We start from the raw sequence: 3697 nt of genomic DNA on the forward strand, positions 1-3697 counted from the left end.
GCTTTGACCGCCTCGATGACTTCGCCGACGTTCGGCAAAGCCAGTTTCTCGAGGTTGGCGGCATAGGGCATCGGCACATCCTTGCCGGCGATGGTGATGACCGGCGCGTCGAGGAAATCGAAGGCGCGCTGCGACACCTGGTTGGCGATATGGTCGCCGACCGAGTTCTGCGGATATCCCTCTTCGACAACGATCAGCCGGTTGGTCTTCTTGACCGAGGCGATGATGGTGTCGAGATCGAGCGGCCGGATCGTGCGCAAGTCGATGATCTCGGCATCGATGCCCAAGCCGCGCAGCTCGGCTTCCGCCTTGACCGCATAGGTCATGCCGATGCCGAAAGAGACGATGGTGACGTCCTTGCCGGTCTTGTGGATGCGCGCCTTGCCGATCGGCAGCACGAAATCATCCAGCTTCGGCACGTCGAAGGACTGGCCATAGAGGATCTCATTCTCGAGGAAGATGATCGGATTGGGATCGCGGATCGCCGCCTTCAACAAGCCCTTGGCGTCGGCGGCGGTGTAGGGCATCACCACTTTCAGGCCCGGAATGTGGCTATACCAGGCGGCGTAGCACTGCGAGTGCTGCGCGGCGACGCGTGCGGCAGCGCCGTTCGGTCCACGGAAAACGATCGGCGCACCCATCTGGCCGCCCGACATGTAGAGCGTCTTGGCGGCGGAGTTGATGATCTGGTCGATCGCCTGCATGGCGAAGTTGAAGGTCATGAACTCGACGATCGGCTTCAGGCCGGCCATCGCCGCGCCGACGCCGACGCCGGCAAAGCCATGCTCGGTGATCGGCGTGTCGACGACGCGCCGCGGCCCGAATTCCTGCAGCAGCCCTTGCGTGATCTTGTAGGCGCCCTGGTATTCGGCGACCTCCTCGCCCATGACGAAGACATCGCCGTCGCGGCGCATTTCCTCGGCCATCGCATCGCGCAGCGCTTCGCGTACCGTGGTCGAGACCATCTCTGTGCCGGCCGGAATGTCCGGATCGGCGGCGATTTCCGTCTTCGGTGCAGCAGCCACCGGCGCGGCAGCCGGTTTTGCGGCCTCCGCCTTGTCCTCCGCCGCGGCTGGAGCCTCTGCCTTTGCCGGTGATTCCGCCTTGGCGGGAGCCGAGGACTTGCCGATATCGCCGGCACTTTCGCCGTCCTGCAGCAAAACGGCAATCGGTGTGTTGACCTTGACGCCTTCGGTGCCGGCGGCGATCAGGATCTTGCCAAGCGTGCCTTCGTCGACGGCCTCGACTTCCATCGTCGCCTTGTCGGTTTCGATCTCGGCGATGACGTCGCCGGCGACGACCTTGTCGCCCTCATTCTTCAACCACTTGGAAAGATTGCCCTCTTCCATGGTCGGCGAGAGAGAGGGCATGAGAATTTCGATCGGCATGTCCTTGCCCTCCCGTTACAATACGATATCGGTCCAGAGCTCGGACGGATCCGGCTCTGCATCGTTCTGGGCAAATTCGGCGGCGTCAGCGACGATGTCGCGGACCTCCTTGTCGATGGCCTTAAGCTCGTCCTCGGTTGCCCACTTCTTCTCGATCAGCCGCGCCTTGACCTGTTCGATCGGGTCATGGTCGGAGCGCATCTTCTGCACTTCTTCCTTTGAGCGGTATTTCGCCGGATCGGACATCGAGTGACCGCGATAGCGATAGGTCTGCATTTCGAGAATGATCGGCCCGTTGCCGGCGCGGCACCATTCGGTCGCCTGGTCGCCGGCGGCCTTGACAGCGCGCACGTCCATGCCGTCGACCTGGATGCCGGGAATCTTGAACGAAGCGCCACGGTGCGAAAAATTGGTTTCCGCCGAAGAGCGCGACACCGAGGTGCCCATGGCATACCGGTTGTTCTCGATGATGTAGATCACCGGCAGCTTCCACAGCGAGGCCATGTTGAAGCTTTCATAGACCTGGCCCTGGTTGGCCGCACCGTCGCCGAAATAGGTCAGCGAGACATTGTTGTTGTCGCGGTAGCGGTTGGCGAAGGCCAAGCCCGTGCCGAGCGACACCTGCGCGCCGACGATGCCGTGGCCGCCATAAAAGTGCTTTTCCTTGGAGAACATGTGCATGGAGCCACCCTTGCCCCGTGACAGGCCGCCGCGACGCCCGGTCAGCTCGGCCATGACGCCGCGCGGCGACAGCTCCATCGCCAGCATGTGGCCGTGGTCGCGATAGGCGGTGATCATCTGATCGCCGTCGATCAGCGCCATCTTCATGCCGGTGACGACCGCTTCCTGGCCGATATAGAGGTGGCAGAAGCCGCCGATGAAACCCATGCCGTAGAGCTGGCCGGCCTTTTCCTCGAAACGACGGATGAGCAGCATGTGCCGGTAAGCGGCAAGCTCTTCGTCCTTGGTGAATTCGACAGGTTTGGGGGTCGAAAGCCCCGATTTGCCGTCGGATTTGGATTTGGCAGGCGCTTTTCTGGCGGCGGTGGCCATGCATCACTCCCTGTTGGCGTCTCTTCGTGGACATTAGAGCAGGATGAAATCTGCTCTGGGGAGATCAGCTCCTCCCCACCGATTTTAGGGAGGCTAACACGCGTCAAAGCGTTGCGCCATGCCGAATTTGCATAGCTGGCATGCGCCTAAGCGATTAAAATCATTGAAAATATTGGTGATTAACTTGAAATCAGTTATTTCGCCGAGGTCGGCAACATAATGGTGATTTCGTCAGCTTGGGACAGATTGAGCGCCTTGCGCGCCTGCTCATCGAGCATGTCCTTCTCGAGCGTGCCTTCATGCATCAGCCGAACGCGGCGCTCGAGCTCCATGCGGCGCGCCTTGATCGCATCGAGCTGGCCTTGCAGCGCAACCGTCTGGGCTTCCAGCTGATATTTCGAGTAGATACCGAATTCGCCGTGATAGGCATGAAAGCCGAAATAGGCCAGGAACGCCACGCAAAGCGAGGGAATGATCAGCCGGCCGGTGTTTCTCTGCTTGTGCTGACGCGTCCACATCGCCCGATTCCTCTAGAGCATGATGCCGAAAAGTGTGAAGCGGTTTTCGGACGACATCATGCTCTATCTCTTTGATTTAGAGTCGGATTCAGATTTCAGGTCGAACAGACCTGAGATCATCCGGCTCTAGCCCGCGAACTCAGGCGGCTCACGATCTTTCTCGCCCGATTGTGCTTAACGGACGGTTACGGGTGACCTGTTTGGCGGCGCCGAAACGAAAAAGGGCGGGAATGCTCCCGCCCTTTTGTCCGGTATCGATGAGCCGGTGTTTCCGGATCAGCCCTTGACCACCGACTTGCCGGCGTAGCTTGCCTGCTTGCCGAGCTCTTCCTCGATGCGGATCAGCTGATTGTACTTGGCCATGCGGTCCGAGCGCGACAGCGAGCCGGTCTTGATCTGTCCGCAATTGGTGGCGACGGCGAGATCGGCAATGGTCGAATCCTCGGTTTCGCCCGAGCGGTGCGACATCACGGCGGTGTAGCCGGCCTTGTGCGCGGTCTCGACGGCGTCGAGCGTTTCCGTAAGCGAGCCGATCTGGTTGACCTTAACCAGGATCGAGTTGGCAACCCCCATGCGGATGCCGTCGCGCAGCCGCGCCGTGTTGGTGACGAACAAATCGTCGCCAACCAGCTGCGTCTTCTTGCCGATCAGGTCGGTCAGGTACTTCCAGCCTTCCCAATCGTCCTCGGCAAGACCGTCCTCGATCGAGATGATCGGATAGTCGGCGGCAAGCTTGGC

The 3697-nt window shown here is 60.6% G+C and carries 3 protein-coding genes and 1 pseudogene; all 4 read right to left on the reverse strand.

Annotated elements, in window-relative coordinates; translation table 11 throughout:
• A partial coding sequence (locus tag ENZ74_RS25450) for a pyruvate dehydrogenase complex E1 component subunit beta (RefSeq protein ID WP_127313066.1) occupies nucleotides 1-1388 on the reverse strand: 1388 nt, incomplete at its 3' end.
• Between the two features lie 15 nt (nucleotides 1389-1403).
• Nucleotides 1404-2441, reverse strand: a complete 1038-nt coding sequence (gene pdhA / locus ENZ74_RS25455) for a pyruvate dehydrogenase (acetyl-transferring) E1 component subunit alpha (RefSeq protein ID WP_063168051.1) — start codon at nucleotides 2439-2441, stop codon at nucleotides 1404-1406.
• Nucleotides 2442-2635: 194 nt separating this feature from the next.
• Entirely contained in the window at nucleotides 2636-2959 is a 324-nt protein-coding gene (locus ENZ74_RS25460; protein WP_027038975.1) for a septum formation initiator family protein, read from the reverse strand.
• A 276-nt stretch (nucleotides 2960-3235) separates the two neighbouring features.
• A pseudogene (gene eno, locus ENZ74_RS25465) lies at nucleotides 3236-3697 on the reverse strand (phosphopyruvate hydratase); the annotation flags it as partial.

Origin of the sequence: Mesorhizobium sp. M7A.F.Ca.CA.002.15.2.1, from assembly GCF_003998715.1 — a bacterium.
In the GTDB taxonomy this organism is placed as follows: Bacteria; Pseudomonadota; Alphaproteobacteria; order Rhizobiales; family Rhizobiaceae; genus Mesorhizobium; species Mesorhizobium ciceri.

What these genes read in the sequence shown, in the direction of transcription:
- pdhA (WP_063168051.1), bottom strand. Translation starts at nt 2,441, where the DNA reads ATGGCCACCGCCGCCAGAAAAGCGCCTGCCAAATCCAAATCCGACGGC.
- ENZ74_RS25460 (WP_027038975.1), bottom strand. Translation starts at nt 2,959, where the DNA reads ATGTGGACGCGTCAGCACAAGCAGAGAAACACCGGCCGGCTGATCATT.